The following is an 18,376-nucleotide window of genomic DNA, read 5'->3' as shown; positions in this document are numbered from 1 at the left end:
CGGGGACAATTGCCGGGCGCCCATGGTCTTCCGCATCGCAGAGGTTTAATATTGCAACCGCGAGCGCCGCCGTCGGGGCCGGCGCCGGAAGTCGGGGACGCTGCAGAATGAAGGCTTCCACCCGCGGTCTTGCGGCTGTGTTGGGGGCGGCGCTGTGTGCCGGTATCGGGGTGAGCGCTGTTGGCGGGCTGGCCCTGCTGGCGAAGCCGGCACAGGCCGCGGTCGGTGTCCATGCCGAGGAGATCGTGCGTTTCCCGTCCGTCGACGGGGATCTGACCGGTGGCGCGCCGACGATGCTGAACGGCCGGCTGCTGCGCCCGGCGGGCAACGGCCCGCATCCAGCGGTGGTGATGCTGCATGGCTGCGGCGGTCTCTATACCCGCAACGGCCGGGTATCGCCGCGTCATGTCTGGTGGGCCACCCATTTGCAGCGCCAGGGCTACGAGGTGCTGATGGTCGACAGCTTCGGCCCGCGCGACGTGGAGGAGGTCTGCACCACCGCGCTGAAGGACCGCACTGTCCGCGCCACGGTGGAGCGCAAGCGCGACGCCTGGGCGGCGCTGGCCTTCCTGCGCAAGCGGCCGGAGGTCGATCATGAGCGCATCGGCCTGATCGGCTGGTCGCAGGGAGCGGGTACGGTGATGGCCGCCTATGGCGCCGGCGAGGATGGACCGGCCGGGACCGAGGAGGGCGGCTTCCGCGCCGCGGTGGCCTTCTACCCCGGTTGCAAGTCGGCGCTGAGCAATGAGGACTGGCAGCCCGACGGTCCGCTGCTTCTGCTGGTCGGTGGCAAGGACGACTGGACCCCGCCGGAGACCTGCGTCGAACTGTCCGGCCGCGACGGGGTCAAGGGCAAGGTCGATCTGGTGGTCTATCCCGACGCCTATCACGGTTTCGACTCGCCGGACGCCCCGGTGCGCAAGCGCAAGAACCTCGCCACCGCTCCCGGCGGCACCGCCCATGTCGGCACGGACGAAGACGCCCGCTCGGATGCGATCCGGCGGGTGAATGAGTTCTTCAAGGAAAAGCTTGGGGGGTGAGGAGTGCCGGATTGTCCTCTCTCCTGCGTGAGGAGAGGGGACAATCCGGGGGAGGGAGTTACGCCCTCAACGGAACTCGACCGAAACGATCTCGTACAGCTTGGAACCGCCGGGGGTGGAGACCTCCACGCTGTCGCCGACGGACTTGTTGATCAGGGCGCGGGCCAGCGGCGCCTGGATCGACAGAAGGCGGTTCTTGATGTCGCTCTCGTCCTGGCCGACGATCTGATAGGTCGTCTCCTCGTCCGTGTCCTGGTCGGCCAGGGTCACGGTCGCGCCGAACTTCACGGTGCTGCCGGTCAGCTTGGCCGGGTCGATGACCTCGGCACGGCTGATCTTGTCCTCAAGCTCCAGCACACGGCCTTCGATAAAGCTCTGACGTTCGCGCGCCGCGTGGTACTCGGCGTTTTCCGAAAGGTCGCCATGTTCGCGGGCTTCCGCGATGGCTTTGATGACCGCCGGGCGTTCGGTGATCTTAAGGTGCTTCAATTCCTCCTGGAGGCGGTTGAAGCCCGCCGCTGTCATCGGAACTTTTTCCATGTTCGGTCCATCACCGCTTGCAGTCGTTCGACCTGTCCAAAGCGACATCAAGGACGAAGACGGCGCGGAGGAGGTCCGCCGCGCCGTCGTCCGTCCTTAATACGATCCGCTAAGGTACGACTGCAACGGGGCGACTTCAAGGCTGCCGTTCCGGAGTGCGGCAATCGCTTCCACCGCCGCGCGTGCTCCCGCCACCGTCGTATAGTACGGAATGTTGTAGGTCAGCGCGGTGCGACGCAGGCTGAAGCTGTCGGACAGGGCCTGGGCGCCTTCCGTGGTGTTGATGACCAGATGCACGTTGCCGTTGATCATGGCATCGACGATGTGCGGCTGGCCTTCGACCACCTTGTTGATGGTCTCCGCCGGCACGCCGGCATCGCTCAGCACCTTGGCGGTGCCGGAGGTGGCGAGAATGCGGAAGCCCATCTCGTGCAGCTTCTTGGAGATCACCGCCAGCGCCGGCTTGTCGTGGTCCTTGACCGAGACGAAGACGCTGCCCTTGACCGGCAGGGTGACGCCGGCGCCGAGCTGCGCCTTGGCGAAGGCCAGCGCGAAGTTGTGGTCGAGGCCCATGACCTCGCCCGTCGACTTCATCTCCGGACCCAGCACGATGTCGACGCCGGGGAAGCGGGCGAAGGGGAAGACCGCTTCCTTGACCGCGGTGTGCGGCGGGGTCGGGCCGTTCAGGGTGAAGGAGGACAGCTTCTCCCCCGCCATGACGCGGGCCGCGATCTTGGCGATGGCGGTGCCGGTGGCCTTGGCGACGAAGGGCACCGTGCGGCTGGCGCGCGGATTGACCTCCAGGATGTAGACGGTGCCGGCCTTGACCGCGAACTGCACGTTCATCAGGCCGACCACCTTCAGGGCGCGGGCGAGCGCGTCCGACTGGCGGTTGATCTCGGCGATGGTGTCGGCCGGCAGCGTGTAGGGCGGCAGGGCACAGGCGCTGTCACCGGAATGGATGCCGGCCTCCTCGATGTGCTCCATCACGCCGGCGACATAGACGTCGGTGCCGTCGCAGACGACGTCGACGTCGACCTCGATGGCGTCCTGCAGGTAGCTGTCGATCAGCACCGGGTTCTTGCCCGACACCTGCACGGCGGTGCCCATGTAGCGCTGGAGCCCGGCCATGTCATGGACGATCTCCATCGCGCGGCCGCCCAGCACGTAGGACGGACGGATGACGACCGGGAAGCCGATTCGGGCGGCGACCGCTTCAGCCTCTTCCAGCGAGCGGGCGAGGCCGTTGGCCGGCTGCTTCAGGTTCAGCTCGTGCAGCAGCTTCTGGAAGCGTTCGCGATCCTCGGCCAGGTCGATGGCGTCGGGCGAGGTGCCCAGGATCGGGATGCCGGCGGCCTCCAAGGCGGCGGCGAGCTTCAGCGGGGTCTGGCCGCCGAACTGCACGATGCAGCCCAGCACGGTGCCGTTGCGCTGCTCGACCCGCACCAGTTCCACCACGTCCTCGGCCGTCAGCGGCTCGAAATACAGGCGGTCGGCGGTGTCGTAGTCGGTGGAGACGGTCTCCGGGTTGCAGTTGACCATGATGGTCTCGATGCCGGCCTCCTGCAGGGCATAGACGGCATGGACGCAGCAATAGTCGAACTCGATGCCCTGGCCGATGCGGTTCGGACCGCCGCCGAGGATGACGACCTTGCGCTTGTCGGTCGGGTCCGACTCGCACTCCGCCTCGCCGGTCCCGTCGGTCTCGTAGGTCGAGTACATGTAGGGGGTGGCCGACGCGAATTCGGCGGCGCAGGTGTCGATGCGCTTGTAGACCGGGGTGACGCCGGCCAGACGGCGGGCGGTCGCGACGGCGGCCTCGGTGGTCTTGGCCAGCTCGGCCAGACGGGCGTCGGAGAAACCCATCTGCTTCAGCTTCAGCCAGCCGGCTTTGTCGGTCGGCAGGCCGCCGGCGCGGATCGCCGCCTCGCGGTCGGTGATCGCCTTGATCTGCTCCAGGAACCACGGGTCGTACTTGGAGACGGCCTGGACCTCTTCCACGGTGAAGCCGTGGCGGAAGGCCTGGGCGATCACCAGCAGGCGGTCCGGGGTGGGAGTGGCGAGCGCACCGCGGATGGCGGTGCGGTCCGGGTTCTCCTCCCCACCGATCTTCAGCTCGTTGAAGCCGGTGAGGCCGGTCTCCATCGAGCGCAGGGCCTTCTGCACCGACTCCTGGAAGGTGCGGCCGATCGACATCGCCTCGCCCACCGACTTCATCGAGGTGGTCAGCAGCGGCTCCGACCCCTTGAACTTTTCGAAGGTGAAGCGCGGCATCTTGGTGACGACGTAATCGATCGTCGGCTCGAAGCTGGCGGGCGTGGTGCCGGTGATGTCGTTGGTCAGCTCGTCCAGCCGGTAGCCGACGGCCAGCTTGGCGGCGATCTTGGCGATCGGGAAGCCGGTGGCCTTCGACGCCAGCGCCGAGGAGCGCGACACGCGCGGGTTCATCTCGATGACGATCAGGCGGCCGTTGGCCGGGTTGACCGCGAACTGGACGTTCGATCCGCCGGTGTCCACGCCGATCTCGCGCAGCACGGCGATCGAGGCGTCGCGCATGATCTGGTATTCTTTGTCGGTCAGCGTCAGCGACGGCGCCACCGTGATCGAGTCGCCGGTGTGGACGCCCATCGGGTCGATGTTCTCGATGGCGCAGACGATGATGCAGTTGTCGGCGCCGTCGCGCACGACCTCCATCTCGTATTCCTTCCAGCCCAGCACCGATTCCTCGATCAGCACCTCGCCGACCGGGCTGGCGCGCAGGCCGCCGCGCACGATGTCCTCGAACTCCGCCCGGTTGTAGGCGATGCCGCCGCCGGTGCCGGCCAGCGTGAAGCTTGGGCGGATGATGGCGGGCAGCCCGACGAACTCCAGCGCGTCCATCGCCTCGTCGAGCGTGCGGACCATGCGAGACTTTGGCGATTCGAGGCCCAGCTTGTCCATGGCGTCGCGGAACAGGATGCGATCCTCGGCCTTGGCGATGACGTCGCGCTTGGCGCCGATCATCTCCACGCCGAGCCGCTCCAGCGTGCCGTCGTCGGACAGAGCCATCGCCGTGTTCAGCGCGGTCTGGCCGCCCATGGTCGGCAGCAGGGCGTCGGGACGCTCCTTCTCCAGGATCTTGGCGACGACGGCCGGGGTGATCGGCTCGATGTAGGTGGCGTCGGCCAGACCGGGGTCGGTCATGATGGTGGCAGGGTTGGAGTTGACGAGGATGACCCGGTAGCCTTCCTCGCGCAGCGCCTTGCACGCCTGGACGCCGGAATAGTCGAACTCGCAAGCCTGTCCGATGACGATCGGACCCGCGCCGATGATGCAGATGGATTTGATGTCGGTGCGTTTGGGCATGGGTCCGCTTCTCTGAAATGTGGTCAGCCGAAAACCCCCCGGCGCCGGGGGACCGGAGACGGAGAGCGGGATGGGCATGTCGTGCAAGGCCCCCTTATAGGGGGTTCGGGGCCGGGGGGGAAGGGGTGGCATGGATGTCACCCTCGCATGACTGAATCTCGGGCACAGCACTGCCGCCCCATGCGGCCCTTGAACCGCGGGGGAAAGGGACGCATCAATTCCCATTCTCCCGTTTCGCATACCCATTGGAGATACGCCCCGATGAGCCACGCATTCGCCAAGGACAGCCGCGCCTGCGCCGCCTGCGTCTCGTGGGGTGGCGAGCGTGCGCTGTCGGAGGACAACACGCTGGTGTACGTCGCCCGTCATGGGGTGGAGGGGGAGTGCCGCACCGCCAGCAGCCAGGACTACCGCCGCGTCACCAAGGGCTATCACACCTGCACCGCCTGGGCGCCGCTGCCGATGCTGAAGAAGCACGGCGGTCGGATCGGCCACACGCCGGTCGGACAGGCGCACACGCTGGTCACCGCTGCGGCCTCGCGGCCCATGCCGCCCGTCTCCCAGCCGGTGCCTGCCGCCGCCGCCTTCGCCGATGCGCCGGTCGCGACGCCGGTGCTCGACGTGCCGCCGCCGCCCTGCCGGGCCGACCCGATCGATGTGGAGCAGTCGCCGCAGGTCCGGGTGCTCTACACCCACTGGCTCCGGCTGAAGCGCAAGCGCCGCATGCCGCTGGCGACGGAGATCGACACCTCGCAGGTGCGCGAGAGCGTGCCGCGCATCGCCCTGATGGAGCCGACCGCCGACGGCAGCGATTTCGTCTACAGGTCTTGCGGCCGCGCCCTGCAACGCCGGCTGGCCGAGCGGCCGACGACGCGGCGGGTGACCGACTGCCATCCGGAACAGGCGGCAAAGCGCTGGCTGTCCGACCTGCGCGCCTGCCTGGAGAGCGGCGAGCCGCGCTGCCTGCTGGTGCGCGACGATCCGATGCTGCCGGGGGCGAAGTTCGTCGAACTGCTGCTGCCGCTCGCCGACGTGGAAGGTGGGCCGGCGACCCGTGTGCTGGCCTACCGCCATGTGCCGGGTGGCTGAGGGGGGCCTGCGATGGGCGACGCGCAAAGGGGAGAAGGATCAAAGGAAGAAGGACCGGGGCCGGAAATCGTCGGCGTCTGGCCGGCGGCGGTCTGGATCATCGTCGGCGCCGGGCATTACCTGAGCGACCCCGACCATTTCGCCGGCTGGAAGGGCGCCTTGTATTTCGTGCTGGGTACGGGATTGGTGGCGCTGGTTGGCGGAATCGCCAGTCTGTCGGCCCGCCGCACCGTTGCCGGCATCCAGGAACGCCTGCTGAAGGAGGTCCGCCACCGCCGCGACCTGACCACCTGGGCTATCGCTCTGGGTTTGCGCGGGCTGGTTGGGCTTGGCGAGGCAGTGCTGGTGACGCTGTTGGCGCTGTCGGTGGTGGCGCTGCTGGGATGACCTGCCGGCCGGCGGCTGATTGGGACGATGGGATTGTGGGAGCGGGGTGATGGCCGACACGAGAAACCGCTGGAGTGTTGGCGCCGCCCTTGTGGCGATGCTGCTTCTGCCGGTGGCGGGGGGCAGGGCGTCGGCCAACGACAGCACCGGTTTCCAGGGTACCGGCGGGATCGAGCTGACCAAAACCGACGCCATCGAGATGCGGTCGGAGGATCTGTGGATCGGGCTGGAGGAGATCCGCGTCTCCTACGTCTTCCGCAACGTCAGCGACCGACCGGTCGAAACGCTGGTGGCCTTTCCGCTGCCGGATCTCGACCTGTCGCAAGGCCTGACGGCGCCGGCATGGGGGTTTCCCAAGCAGGCCGATGACTTCCTCGATTTCCGCCTGTGGATCGACGACCGGCCGGTGCAGCCCTCCCTGGAGCGGCGGGCCGTCTTCCAGGGGCGGGACGTAACAGTGGCCGTGGAGGCGGCGGGGGCGCTGGGCATGACGCCCTGGGCGCCGGGCGCCTACGATGACTACGCGCGGAAACTGGATCCGGCGGCACTGGCCCGGCTGCGCGAAGCCGGATTGATCCAGACCGGCGAGGACGACAACAACCCGCAATGGACGCTGCGCACCCGCTATTTCTGGACGCAGATTTTTCCGCCGGGACGGGACGTGCGCGTCCGCCATGTCTATCGGACCTTCCTTGGCAGCGCCCTTATCGATGACGTGACCAAGATCGACGGGCGCGAGGTGGTCGGGCGCCATGTCGGCGAGGTGGACCGAAAGGCGGCTGGGGGCGACCGCTATTGTCTGGACGGCGCGGCGCGGCGGACACTGGCCGCGGCACGGGCCAAGCAACCGTCGCCGGCCATGCCCTATGGCGCCGCGGAGATCGAATATATCCTGACCACGGCCCGCAACTGGCGCGGTCCGATCGGCCGCTTCCATCTGACCCTCGACAAGGGTGCCCCGGAGAACATCCTGTCGCTGTGCTGGAACGGCCTGACCAAGACCGGGCCGACGACCTTCGAATCGACGATCGCCGGGTTCGTTCCCGACCGTGACATCCGCCTGCTGGTGTTCGTCCGGGCGAAAGTCCCCTGATGCCACTGTTCGGACGGAGCCGGCGGCGTTTCCCGTGAAACGGCAACAGCCCCGCTCTTTCCGGAAGCGGGGCTGTTTTCTTGCTCGGACGCTTACTTCTGGCTGGTCTTCATGCTCCAGCCGGGCTCGATCCCCTGCATGTCGGGCAGGTGGTGGGCGATGCCCTTGTGGCAGTCGATGCAGGTGTTCTGTCCGGTGAACAGGTAGGTCTCGTGCATCTTCGCGGCGCGAGGATTCTGTTTGGTGATGTCCATAGAATCGGCGCTGTGGCAGTTGCGGCATTCCAGCGAGTTGTTCGACTTCAGCCGCGCCCATTCGTGCTCGGCCAGTTCGCGGCGCTTGTCCAGGAACTTCTCGCGGGTGTCGATGGTGCCGAAGATCTTGCCCCAGACCTCCTTCGACGCCTGCATCTTGCGGGCGATCTTATCGGTCCACTGGTGCGGGACGTGGCAGTCCGGGCAGCTGGCGCGCACGCCCGACCGGTTGGTGAAGTGGATGGTCTGCTTCAACTCCTCATAGGGATTGTCACGCATCTCGTGGCAGCTGATGCAGAAGGCTTCCTTGTTGGTGGCCTCAAGCGCGGTGTTGAAGCCGCCCCAGAAGACGACGCCGGCGATGAAGCCGCCCAGCGTCAGGAAACCCAGGCCGAAATGGACGCTGGGACGGGCGAACAGCCGCCACAGGCACAGCACTGCGTCGCGGATTTTCATTTCTGGCCGCCTTGGGCATGGCCCAGGACCGAGTCGAAGTCTTGGAAGCTGTTGGGAACGATCGGCTGGGCGTCGGTCTGCGGCACATGGCACTGGGTGCAGAAGTAGCGGCGCGCCGCCACCGTGCCCAGCGTCTGGCCGTCACGGTCCTGGAAATGGGTGACCGACAGCATCGGCGCCTGCGAGCCGGCCGTGTTGCGGCGGTCGTGGCAGGTCAGGCACTTGTTGATGTTCAGGTCGATCTGATAGTCGCGGATGGCGTGCGGGATCAGCGGCGGCTGGTCGGCGTAGTTGCGCACGCGCTTCTGGTCGTCGGTGATCTCGCGGTGAGTCGCCTCGGCCGGCACGTCCGTGGTGATCGGATGGTTGGTGGAAGGGACCTTGATCCCCCCCACGGTGCCGGTGCCGCTGGAGACCGCGGGCTTGTCGGCGGCCACGCCGCTGGTGGCGACGCCGATGGTCAGGGCCGGGATGCCGGCCAGCAGGGCCAGCGCGGCGATCAGGAAACGGGTCTTCATGATGCCGGCACTCCTCAGGCGTTCACGACGGGCGTGATCTTGACCGCGCATTTCTTGAAGTCGGTCTGCTTGCTGATGGGATCGGTGGCGTCGAGCGTCACCTTGTTGATGAGGACCGTGTGGTCGAAGAAGGGGACGAAGACCAGACCGCGCGGCGGCTTGTTGCGCCCGCGCGTCTCAACCCGCACCCGCACCTCGCCGCGCCGCGAGGTGACGCGCACCTCCTGCCCGCGCCGGACGTTCAGCTCCTTGGCATCGTCGGGGTGCATGAACACCACGGCATTCGGGAAGGCCTTGCGCAGTTCCGGCACGCGGAGAGTCATCGACCCGCTGTGCCAGTGCTCGATCACGCGGCCGGTCGACAGCCAGAACGGATAGTCGGCGTCGGGCGCCTCGGCCGGCGGCTCGTAGGGCAGGGCGAAGACGTTGGCCTTGCCGTCCTTGTTGCCGTAGAAGCGCATGCCCTCGCCGGCCTTCACGTACGGGTCGGAGCCCTCGCGGTAGCGCCACTTGGTCTCCTTGCCGTCCACCACCGGCCAGCGCAGGCCGCGCTCCTGATGATACTGCTCGAAGGGCGCCAGATCGTGGCCGTGGCCGCGGCCGAAGGCGGCATATTCCTCGAACAGCCCCTTCTGGACGTAGAAGCCGGCTTCCTTGGCCTCGAAGTTGTTGTAGTTCGGGTCGAGATCGGAGAGTGGGAAGCGGTCGACCTGACCATTGCGGAACAGCACCTCGTACAGCGTCTTGCCGCGCAGTTCCGGTTTCTTGTTCAGCAGCTCCTCCGGCCACACCTCCTCGATGCGGAAGCGCTTGGAGAATTCCATGATCTGCCACAGGTCGGAGCGCGCGCCGTCCGGTGCATCGACCAGCTGGCGCCACAGCTGGGTGCGGCGCTCGGCGTTGCCGTAGCCACCTTCCTTCTCCACCCACATGGCGGTGGGCAGGATCAGGTCGGCGGCCAGCGCCGTCACGGTGGGGTAGGGGTCGGAGACGACGACGAAGTTCTCCGGGTTGCGGTAGCCGGGGAAGGTCTCCTTCGCCGTGTTCGGGGCCGTCTGCATGTTGTTGTTGCACATGACCCAGTAGGCGTTGAGCTTGCCGTCCTTGAGCATGCGGTCCTGCTGGACGGCGTGGTAGCCGACCTTGTCGGGGATGGTCCCCTCCGGCAGTTTCCAGATTTCCTCGGCGTGTTTGCGGTGCTCGGGGTTGGTCACCACCATGTCGGCCGGCAGCCGGTGGGAGAAGGTGCCGACCTCGCGCGCGGTGCCGCAGGCCGACGGCTGGCCGGTCAGCGAGAAGGGGCCGCATCCGGGCTGCGAGATCTTACCGGTCAGCAGGTGGATGTTGTAGACGAGGTTGTTGGCCCAGACGCCGCGGACATGCTGGTTGAAGCCCATGGTCCAGAAGGACACGACCTTCACCTTCGGGTCGGCGTACAGCTCGGCCAGCGCTTCCAGCCGGTTCTTCGGCACGCCGGACAGCTCGTGCGCCTTGTCCAGCGTGTAGGGCTCGACGAACTTGGCGAACTCGTCGAAGCTGATCGGGTCGGAGTCGTTGGCGTTGGCGGCGTTCTTCGCCTTCTTCTCCAAGGGGTTGTCGGGACGCAGGCCATAGCCGATGTCGTCGCGGCCGCGCTTGAAGTTGCAGTGCTTCTCGACGAACTCCTTGTTCACCCGGCCGGTCTTGATGATGTGGTTGGCGATGTAGTTCAGGATCGCCAGGTCGGAGCCGGGGGTGAAGACCAGGCCGATGTCGGCGAGGTCGAAGCTGCGGTGCTCGTAGGTCGACAGAACAGCGACCTTGCAGCCGGGATGGCTGAGCCGGCGGTCGGTGACGCGCGTCCACAGTATGGGGTGCATCTCCGCCATGTTGGAGCCCCACAGCACGAAGGCGTCGGCCTGCTCCATGTCGTCGTAGCAGCCCATCGGCTCGTCCATGCCGAAGGTACGCATGAAGCCGGCCACCGCCGACGCCATGCAGTGGCGGGCGTTCGGGTCCAGGTTGTTGGAGCGCAGGCCGGCCTTCATCAGCTTGGAGGCGGCATAGCCCTCATAGATGGTCCACTGGCCGGAGCCGAACATGCCGACGGCGGTCGGACCCTTCTTCTTCAGGGTCTCCTTCCACTTGGCGGCCATGATGTCGAAGGCGGCGTCCCAGCTGATCGGCTCGAACTCGCCGTCCTTGTCGAACTTCCCATCCTTCATGCGCAGCAGTGGCTGGTTCAGCCGGTCCTCGCCATACATGATCTTGGACAGGAAATAGCCCTTCACGCAGTTCAGGCCGCGGTTCACCTCGGCCTTCACGTCGCCGTGGGTGGCGACGACGCGGCCGTCCTTGACGCCTACCATCACGCCGCAGCCGGTACCGCAGAAGCGGCAGGGGGCCTTCGACCAGGTCAGCTTGGCGCCTTCGCCGGTCAGGATGTTGGCGGCGGAGGCAGGCAGCGAAATTCCGGCCGCCGCGGCGGCGGCAGCGGCGGCTTGCGCCTTCAGGTAATCGCGGCGGGACAGAAACATGCGGGGAACTCCAGTCTTGGAGGAAATCCGGTCGGGAAAGGGCGGATGCGGCGCGCCTGAACAGGCGATGGGACGGGTGATGAAAAGGCGTCAGGCTGCGTCGATCGCGTCCGCGGGTTCGTAATGGTGGTAGACCATGGTGGTGGTGTGGACGCCGGGAATGGCGTTCAGCACGGCGATGCGGTCGACGACTTCGGCCGCGCTGGCGGTGACCAGGGTCACCACCGCCTTGCCGTTCTCCGCCGTGCACCAGTCCAGCCCGGCGACGGAGGCCGCCGCCTCGCGCACCGCGTCGGTGCGGTCGGGGCTGTGCTGGATGACGAGACTGGAGATGTGGACTTCGGGGGCGCGGGGCATGTCGGTCCTCGGGGGAGCGTCGGGCTCAGTGGGTGAGGAGCTGGTACATCCAGATCGAGAAGCCGTAGGCGGCGACGGTGCCGACGGCGATCACCGGCCAGACCAGGACTGCCAGCGACAGGAACATCAGCCCTTCGGCCCGGCGGGTCGGGGCCGGTGCTGAGTCGGTCGCCTTCCGGTCGGACGGATGGGACAGGACGGGGGAGGTGATGGGCCTCATGGCGGCACTCTCGGTCGGAGCGGGAATGGTTTGAGCCGGCCCCGGATTTCAGCCCTTTAGGGTGATCCTTAGGTGCCGGTTTTCGGTCCTTAGTATCGATACTTTCAGGCGGACTGGAATTGACGCAGGTCAAGAGGGACGGTTTGTGGCCTGTGACGGAATGGTGTCTTCGCCGCGCAGGCGCTGCGGCTCCGGCTGCGCTAGACTGCCGCACAGGTCTTCACAGGAAGCCCCCGGTTAGGAATGGGATGGGTCATGGACTTGCTGCGCTCCTACTGGTCGCCGGCCGAACTGGCGACCAACGGGTTGATTCTTCTGCATCTTCTGGGGGCTTTGGCGGTCGGGCTGCTGCTGGGATACGAGCGCAGCTACCATGGGCGGGCGGCCGGGATGCGGACCTACGGGCTGGTCTGCCTGGCATCGGCCGCGCTGACGGTGGTCAACGCCTATCCTTCGATGTGGTATGGCGGCATCGGGACGCAGGGGGGGGCGCATGGGGTCGCCTTGACCGGCGATCCGACGCGGGTGATCCAGGGCATCGTCACCGGCATCGGCTTCCTCGGCGCCGGGGTCATCATGCGCGAGGGGCTGTCGATCCGCGGCCTGTCCACCGCCGCCTCGATCTGGGCAACTTCGGCCATCGGCATCACCATCGGGCTCGGTTTCTATGCGGTTGCCATCGCCGCGGCGCTGCTGACCATCCTGGTGATGAGCATGCTGAGGCCGGTCGAACGCCTGCTGCCCCACCAGTCGGTGGTCCACCTGACGCTGGTATTTCCGCGCGACAAGGCGCCGCCACCGGAGGAATTGCGGATGCAGGCCAAGAAGCATGGATTCGAGGTGGTCGACTGGGCCTTCCACCTCGCCAACGGCAGCGGCCAGTTCGAATGCCAGCTGGTGCTCCAGGGCAAGGGCGATCCCGATCCGATGGCGCTGGTCACCGCCCTTGCCTCGACTGACGCGGTGGTGGAGTTCAAGCTGTCTCCCTCACGCATCTGAGGTGAGCGCATCAAGGATGGGTAGGAGGACGAAATGCATACCAGCTTAATCTTTTCCTAAAACTTTATCTTTATCGATCACTTGCGATGATGAAGGACGCGAATAATCGCGGGGAGTGGTGGGGCTGGATTGGCTTCCCGCCGCCCCGGCATAACGGCTGTGGCAGGCGCAATGCGGGCTCCATGGCTTCGCCCTTTGTCCTTTTTCGCCGGATGGCGGGGCTGATCGCACTGCTGTCGGCACTTCTTCTGCCGTTTGCCGGCAATGCCGCGGACAACGCGATCGCGGCGGTTTCGGATGCCGAACCGCTGCAACTGGGCCCCACCACCACCAGCGCCACTCTGGCCGGCCATTTTGCCCGGCTGGTCGATCCCGACCGCAAGCTCGACTTTGCCACCATCCTGAAGGCCGACGCCGACGGACAGATGGAGCCGCGCGAGGATTTCCGGGGTGCCGGCCAGACCCGCGACATCCATTGGTACCGCTTCGACCTGCTGCGCGCGCCCGGAGCCCCGGCGGACTGGCTGCTGGAGATGGGCGAGGCCTATATCGACCATCTCGACCTGTTCATCCCGAAAGCGATCGGCGCAGCCGCCGGAGCGGCGGGCCGGCCTCAGGATCCCGCCGCCTACCGACTGGTCCGGCTGGGCGACTTCGTCCCCTTCAGCCAGCGGCCGATGCAAACCCGGCTGCATGCCCTGCCGCTGACCCTGCCCGAAGGGAAACCGGTATCGCTCTACCTGCGCGTCGATTCGGTCAGCGCCATCCGCCTGTCGGCGCGGATGTGGGCGCCGGCTGCCTATATCGGTCATCAGACCACCGATCTGCTGTTTCAGGGCCTGTTCCTGGGGGTGCTGGGCATACTGACGCTGGGCTATGTCGCCCTGGGTCTGCTTCTGCGCGACGGGGCGCTGCTGGCCTACACCGGGTATGTCGCCACGGTCTTCTGTTATTACCTGTTCGCCAACGGCATCGCCGCCGTCCTGCTGCCGGACCTGCCGGGCTGGTTCATGAACATGATGGTGGGCAGCAGCGGTTTCCTGGGCTTTGCCGCGGCTCTCACCATGTGGGTCTACATCCTCGACCTCAAGACCCGGGCGCCTTGGCTGCGCCGCTGTTACCAGGGTCTGGCGCTGCTGGCCCTGCTGATGCTGCCGTCAACGGTCTCGCCGCTCTACACCCTGACCAACCCGATCGTGACGGTGTCGGCGCTGGTCGTCGTGGTGATCGCCCTGGTGCTGACGGCGCGGATGAGCTGGGCAAACCCCGGCGACCCGACGCCGCGCTTCTATCTGGCCAGCACGCTGATTTCGCTCGTCGGGCTGCTGCTGACGCAGATGTCGCTGCGCGGCGTTCTGCCGGCCGACTTCGCGGTCGCCGACCCCTATCAGATCTCCTCGATGCTGGCGGTGCTCGTGCTGGGCACCGGTCTGGCCCTGCGCATCGGCAAGCTGCAGTCGGAGCGGCTGCGTGCCCGTGAGGAATCGGCCTTCGCGACCAAGCGGGCCGAGGAGCAGCGCAGCTTCGTCGCCATGCTGTCACATGAGTTCCGCACCCCGCTGGCCTCCATCGACAGTGCCGTTCAGATGATCGAACTGTCGGGCACGGTGGAGGCGCCGTCGGCGCTGGCCCGCCTGCAACGCATCCGCAGCACAACCCACAAGATGGCGGAGCTGGTGGAGCTTTTCCTGTCCGCCGATGCTCTGGACCAGGGGGCGCTGGCCCTGAAGCCGGAGCCTGTGGCGCTGGGGCAGCTGATGGACGAGGTTCTGGGCGGGCTGGAAGGGACGGAGGCGGAGGAACGCCTGGATCTGTCCATCGAAATCCCCGACCGTCCGCTGCTGGTCGACGCGCCGTTCCTGGGGGTCGCCATCGGCAATCTGGTGCAGAACGCGCTGCGCTACTCGCCGCTGGACACGCCGGTCCGGGTGACCGCGGGCGAAGACGGAAACCGCATCGTCATCCGCGTCGCCGACCAGGGCCGCGGCATGAGTGCGGAGGAGGTGGAGCGCATCGGCTCGATCTATTTCCGCGCCTCGTCCTCGCGCGGGACCAAGGGGTCGGGGTTGGGGCTGTACATGACGCAGAAGATCGTCGCCGCCCATGGCGGAACCCTGTCGGTGGAGAGCGTGCGCGACCAGGGCTCCGTCTTCACCATCCTGTTGCCTGTGACGGACGGGCCGTCGGAAAGCGGTCATTCCCTTATCCCCTGACCGCTCCTGATACCGCTTCGCATTGCGTCCGCGGCGTCGTTTGCAATCCTATATCCTTTGGGCGTATCACTTTTGTGCGTGATTCCGCGTCTGTCGAAGGGAGGGGGCGATCGTCGACCGGGCTGGCAAGCGATGGATGCCGTATGTGATCGTGGAAACAGGTCCGCTTGCTCCGGCATTCCGGTACGTCCGGCTTTTCGGCCTGATCCTGTGGCTTGTGACGTTCGGTCTGCCGACGGCCGCATGGTCGCAGACCAAGGACCCTGCCGTGATCCAGGCGGCCGATTCCCTGCGGTTGACAGCATCGACAGACCGGGCATCGCTCGCCGGACATTTCGCCCGGCTGATCGACCGGGATCATGTGCTCGGTTTTGGTGATGTGCTGCGGGCCAATGCGCAGGGACGGTTCGAACCGCAGATGGTCTTCCGCGGGGCGGGCCAGACGCCCGACATCCATTGGTACAGGTTCGATCTGCTGCGTGAGCCCGGCGCACCGGCCGACTGGATCATGGAACTGGGCGAAGCCTATATCGATCATCTCGATCTTTATGTTCCCGATCGGACCATGTCGGGTGATATGTCCGGTGATGCGGCCGGCTACAGCATCATCCACATGGGCGATTTCGTTCCCTTCAGCCAGAGGCCGATGAAATCCCGGCTGCACACCGCGCAGCTGACCCTGCCGGAGGGCAGGCCGGTTTCCCTTTATCTTCGCATCGAGTCGGTCAGTTCCATCACCATGCGGGCGGCGGTCTACGCCGTCCCGGCCTATGCCGGCTTCCAGGTGACGAACCTGCTGTTTCAGGGCCTGTTCTTCGGTGTGCTGGCGATCCTGATCGTGGGTTATGTGTCGCTGGGGTTTCTTCTGCGCGACGGGGCTCTGCTGGCCTTCACCGGCTATGTGGCGAGTGTCTTCGCCTTCTACCTGTTTTCGGGCGGGGTCGCGTCGATCCTGCTGCCCGATATGCCCGGATGGCTGCAGAATCTGGTGGTCGGCAGCAGCGCCTTTCTCGGGGTCGCCGCAGGGGCGTCGATGTGGGACCGCATCCTCGACCTGAGGGGCCGCCATCCGCGTCTGCACCGGATCTATGTCGGCATCCGTTGGATGGCGCTGCTGTCGCTCCCCACCACGGTCTCCTGGACCTATTCGATCACCAATCCAATTGTGCTGCTGGTCGCCACAGTGGGGACCCTGGCCGGGGCCGTTCTGTCGATCATGCAGGCTGTCAGGAATCGCGCCGATGCCAGCACCCGCTATTACGCCGCCAGCGGGTTGATCGCGATAGCCGGCAACACCCTGACCCAATTCACGGTGCGTGGAACCCTGCCGGTCGATCTGCTGTTCGCCGATCCCTACCAGATCGCCGTGCTGGGTACGGTGCTGTGCCTGGGGTCCGGTCTGGCTCTGCGCATCCGCGGCCTGCAACGGGAGCGGGTGCGGGCGCAGGAGGAATCGGCCTTCGCCACCAAGCGGGCGGAGGAACAGCGCACTTTCGTCGCCATGCTGTCGCACGAGTTCCGCACCCCGCTGGCCGCTATCCAGGGAGCTGCCCAGATGATCGAGCTGTCGGGCGAGGTGCGGGCGCCGTCGATGCAAACCCGCGTGCGCCGCATCATCGAGACCACGCGGCGCATGTCCGATCTCGTGGAGCTTTTCCTGTCTGCGGATGCGCTGGACCAGGGGGCGCTGGCGCTGAAGCCGGAGATCGTACCGCTCGACCTCCTGCTGGACGAGGCGCTGGACGGGCTGGCCGGGGCGGAGAACGAGACGAGACTGACGGTGACGGTCGAGCCGACCGACCGGTTGGTGCGGGTCGATCCGTCCTTCCTCGGGGTGGCGGTCGCCAATCTCGTGCGCAATGCGCTGCGCTATTCGCCGCCACACACGGTGGTGAGGGTAACGGCGGAAATGGCCGGGCGCGACCTTGTCATCTGTGTTGCCGACCAGGGGCATGGCATGAGCCCGGAAGAGGTGGAGCGGATCGGCTCGATCTATTTCCGTGCCTCGTCCTCGCGCGGAACCAAGGGATCCGGCCTGGGGCTGTACATGACGCAGCGGATCGCCGCCGCCCATGGCGGCACGCTGGCGGTGGAAAGCACGCTCGGGGCCGGGTCTTCCTTCACCATCCGGCTGCCTGCGGTCGGGGAACCGGCGAGCGACAATGCCGCCGTCCCGTCGAGGACGGCTCCCCTATCGGTTCAATAGAGCGTCTTCGGGATCCGCTCGGCCAGCGACCGGTCATAGGCGTCGCCACCCTCGCGCCCGGCGCTGGCCTCCGCCAGCAAGGCCCCCGCCGACGGAAGGCCGCGGCGCTCGATCTGCGCCGCCGGGTCCCACAGGCGGGAGCGCAGCAGGGCGCGGGCGCACTGGAAGAACACCGTCTCGATGGTGACGACCAGCACCGACTTCGGTGCCTTGCCGTCGACGGCGAAGCTCTCGCACAGCGCCGGGTCGGCGTCGATCGCGGCGTGGCCGTTGACCCGTAGCGTCTCGTTCAGCCCCGGCACCAGGAACAGCAGCCCGACCCGCGGGTCGGCCAGGATGTTGCGCAGGCTGTCGATCCGATTGTTGCCGCGGCGGTCGGGGATCAGCAGGGTGCGGTCGTCAGCAACCCGGACGAAGCCGGGGCCGTCGCCGCGCGGCGAGGCGTCCAGCCCGCCCGGCCCGCTGGTGGCGAGAACGAAGAAGGGCGAGGCCTCGATCAGCGCGCGGTAGCCGGGCGTCAGCGCCGGCACCTCCTTGGCGATGGAGGGAGGCGCCGGCTCGCCATAGAGGGCTTCCAGGGCGGCGAAATCGGTGATGGGGCGGCTCACTTCGGCTCCAGCAGGAAATAGACGAAGTCGATCGACGGCGCGTCCAGCCCGAACTGGCTCAGCAGCGTGTGCGCCTGCCCGCGATGGTGGGTCTGGTGGTTGAAAATATGGGTGACGACCTGGGTGAAGGGCAGCTCGTGCGGCGTGCCGGCCATGCTGCGATAGGAGAGCACCGACTGGAACCGCTCCGTCGGCGTGGCTACCAGGACGCGCAGGATGCGCTCGTCCTCCGCCTCGCGGGCGGCACGCAGGCCGGCGAAATCGTCGTGGAGGATTTCGTCGAGCGACGAGGGCTTCGGCCCGGTCCCTTCGATCCGTTCCAGCCAGACCCGGTCGGCGACCAGGATGTGGTTCAGCGTGCCGCGGATCGAGCCGAAGAAAGCGCCACGGTCCTCCCGGTACTGCGCATCGGACAGCTGCGACGCGACCTCGTAAAGACGGCGGTTGGCCCAACGGTTGTAGCGGGCGAGGGTCTCGAAATGCGGCTTGGGGTCCATTGGGGAGCCTCTTGCTTGCCCTCTCCCGTATCAGGCGC

The 18,376-nt window shown here is 66.8% G+C and carries 16 protein-coding genes; 7 read left to right on the top strand and 9 right to left on the bottom strand.

The window, feature by feature from the left end:
- The first annotated feature begins 107 nt into the window (after positions 1-107).
- The gene (locus J2848_RS08525) at positions 108-1,040 is read left to right on the top strand and encodes a dienelactone hydrolase family protein (RefSeq protein ID WP_170306932.1); all 933 of its coding nucleotides are present in this window, start codon (positions 108-110) and stop codon (positions 1,038-1,040) included.
- A gap of 66 nt (positions 1,041-1,106) precedes the next feature.
- Here J2848_RS08525 and greA read toward each other — a convergent pair whose 3' ends face one another.
- Positions 1,107-1,580 (bottom strand): transcription elongation factor GreA, encoded by a 474-nt coding sequence (gene greA / locus J2848_RS08520; RefSeq protein WP_012972887.1) that lies wholly within the window; start codon positions 1,578-1,580, stop codon positions 1,107-1,109.
- A 96-nt stretch (positions 1,581-1,676) separates the two neighbouring features.
- Positions 1,677-4,925, bottom strand: a complete 3,249-nt coding sequence (gene carB, locus J2848_RS08515; RefSeq protein WP_149229426.1) for a carbamoyl-phosphate synthase large subunit — start codon at positions 4,923-4,925, stop codon at positions 1,677-1,679.
- A gap of 261 nt (positions 4,926-5,186) precedes the next feature.
- On the opposite strand from carB, the gene J2848_RS08510 reads away from it, so the two are divergent.
- Genes J2848_RS08510 through J2848_RS08500 form a run of 3 tightly spaced genes read left to right on the top strand, consistent with a single transcriptional unit; the run spans position 5,187 to position 7,494 of the window.
- The gene (locus J2848_RS08510; protein ID WP_149229427.1) at positions 5,187-6,014 is read left to right on the top strand and encodes a PAS domain-containing protein; all 828 of its coding nucleotides are present in this window, start codon (positions 5,187-5,189) and stop codon (positions 6,012-6,014) included.
- A gap of 12 nt (positions 6,015-6,026) precedes the next feature.
- Positions 6,027-6,401, top strand: coding sequence for a hypothetical protein (locus J2848_RS08505; protein WP_149229428.1), 375 nt, complete (start codon positions 6,027-6,029; stop codon positions 6,399-6,401).
- A 49-nt stretch (positions 6,402-6,450) separates the two neighbouring features.
- Positions 6,451-7,494 carry a DUF4424 family protein gene (locus tag J2848_RS08500; RefSeq protein ID WP_149229429.1) on the top strand — a complete coding sequence of 348 codons (1,044 nt, stop codon included), beginning with the start codon at positions 6,451-6,453 and terminating at the stop codon, positions 7,492-7,494.
- A 92-nt stretch (positions 7,495-7,586) separates the two neighbouring features.
- Here the strand turns inward: J2848_RS08500 and J2848_RS08495 are convergent, their stop codons facing one another.
- The 5 genes from J2848_RS08495 to J2848_RS08475 form a co-directional block, all read right to left on the bottom strand.
- Positions 7,587-8,204, bottom strand: coding sequence for a NapC/NirT family cytochrome c (locus tag J2848_RS08495; RefSeq protein WP_149229430.1), 618 nt, complete (start codon positions 8,202-8,204; stop codon positions 7,587-7,589).
- Complete coding sequence (locus tag J2848_RS08490) at positions 8,201-8,722, bottom strand: nitrate reductase cytochrome c-type subunit (protein ID WP_170306933.1); 522 nt, start codon at positions 8,720-8,722, stop codon at positions 8,201-8,203. The genes J2848_RS08495 and J2848_RS08490 overlap by 4 nt, the downstream gene beginning before the upstream one ends.
- Before the next feature lie 14 nt (positions 8,723-8,736).
- Entirely contained in the window at positions 8,737-11,238 is a 2,502-nt protein-coding gene (gene napA, locus J2848_RS08485; RefSeq protein WP_149229432.1) for a nitrate reductase catalytic subunit NapA, read from the bottom strand.
- 90 nt (positions 11,239-11,328) lie between these two features.
- A complete protein-coding gene (locus J2848_RS08480) occupies positions 11,329-11,595 on the bottom strand; it encodes a chaperone NapD (protein ID WP_149229433.1) in 267 nt (88 codons plus the stop codon).
- Positions 11,596-11,620: 25 nt separating this feature from the next.
- Positions 11,621-11,815: a periplasmic nitrate reductase, NapE protein gene (locus J2848_RS08475; RefSeq protein ID WP_149229434.1), complete on the bottom strand. Its 195-nt coding sequence runs from the start codon at positions 11,813-11,815 to the stop codon at positions 11,621-11,623.
- Between the two features lie 255 nt (positions 11,816-12,070).
- Here J2848_RS08475 and J2848_RS08470 point away from each other — a divergent pair, with 255 nt between their 5' ends.
- The 3 genes from J2848_RS08470 (at position 12,071) to J2848_RS08460 (ending at position 17,233) form a co-directional block, all read left to right on the top strand.
- The gene (locus J2848_RS08470) at positions 12,071-12,814 is read left to right on the top strand and encodes an MgtC/SapB family protein (protein ID WP_149229435.1); all 744 of its coding nucleotides are present in this window, start codon (positions 12,071-12,073) and stop codon (positions 12,812-12,814) included.
- Between the two features lie 182 nt (positions 12,815-12,996).
- Positions 12,997-15,027 carry a sensor histidine kinase gene (locus J2848_RS08465; RefSeq protein WP_246193613.1) on the top strand — a complete coding sequence of 677 codons (2,031 nt, stop codon included), beginning with the start codon at positions 12,997-12,999 and terminating at the stop codon, positions 15,025-15,027.
- Between the two features lie 217 nt (positions 15,028-15,244).
- A complete protein-coding gene (locus J2848_RS08460; RefSeq protein WP_246193615.1) occupies positions 15,245-17,233 on the top strand; it encodes a sensor histidine kinase in 1,989 nt (662 codons plus the stop codon).
- Here the strand turns inward: J2848_RS08460 and J2848_RS08455 are convergent.
- Entirely contained in the window at positions 17,227-17,841 is a 615-nt protein-coding gene (locus J2848_RS08455) for a pyridoxamine 5'-phosphate oxidase family protein (RefSeq protein WP_149229438.1), read from the bottom strand. The two genes, J2848_RS08460 and J2848_RS08455, sit on opposite strands and share 7 nt — an antisense overlap.
- Complete coding sequence (locus J2848_RS08450; RefSeq protein ID WP_149229439.1) at positions 17,838-18,338, bottom strand: DinB family protein; 501 nt, start codon at positions 18,336-18,338, stop codon at positions 17,838-17,840. Before J2848_RS08450 ends, J2848_RS08455 begins: the two co-directional genes overlap by 4 nt.
- Positions 18,339-18,376 lie beyond the last annotated feature (38 nt).

This window comes from Azospirillum lipoferum (genome assembly GCF_024170005.1).
GTDB lineage: Bacteria > Pseudomonadota > Alphaproteobacteria > Azospirillales > Azospirillaceae > Azospirillum > Azospirillum lipoferum.
The sequence above is the reverse complement of the archived record's forward strand: the minus strand, read 5'-3'. Positions and strand labels throughout refer to the sequence as shown.